Annotated in this window: 1 protein-coding gene; it reads left to right on the top strand. The window is 38.0% G+C overall.

Translation table 11 applies throughout. From position 1 onward, the window contains the following. Nucleotides 1-75 precede the first annotated feature (75 nt). A partial coding sequence (locus tag ASG05_RS15745) for a helix-turn-helix domain-containing protein (RefSeq protein ID WP_157490078.1) occupies nucleotides 76-353 on the top strand: 278 nt, incomplete at its 3' end.

Genomic DNA, 353 nt, shown 5'->3' with positions numbered 1-353 from the left:
TTAAGTAAATAATTAAAAAAAGGCCGGTGTTTTACACTGCCCCCAAAAAGTTAGACACTTATTGGGGGCATTTTTATGAACAAGAAGTATGATGCGGCTTTTAAAGTCGAAGTTGTTAAAGAACATTTAGAGGGCGATTCTCTTACAGCAGTAGCATTTAAGTGGGGTTTATCGCGGTCTTTATTGACAAGATGGGTAGATCAATACAATATCTCTGGCAGTGTCGGGCTGCTACCTAAAGCCAAAGTTTATCATTCCAGAGAGTTTAAGTTAAAAGTAGTTGAGCGTTATAATGCTGAAGGGTTATCTTTGAGAGATTGCTGTTCGCATTATGGGATAGCTAATGAAAGCAT

It is taken from the genome of Frigoribacterium sp. Leaf186 (genome assembly GCF_001423905.1).
Lineage (GTDB): Bacteria > Actinomycetota > Actinomycetes > Actinomycetales > Microbacteriaceae > Frigoribacterium.
The sequence above is the reverse complement of the archived record's forward strand: the minus strand, read 5'-3'. Positions and strand labels throughout refer to the sequence as shown.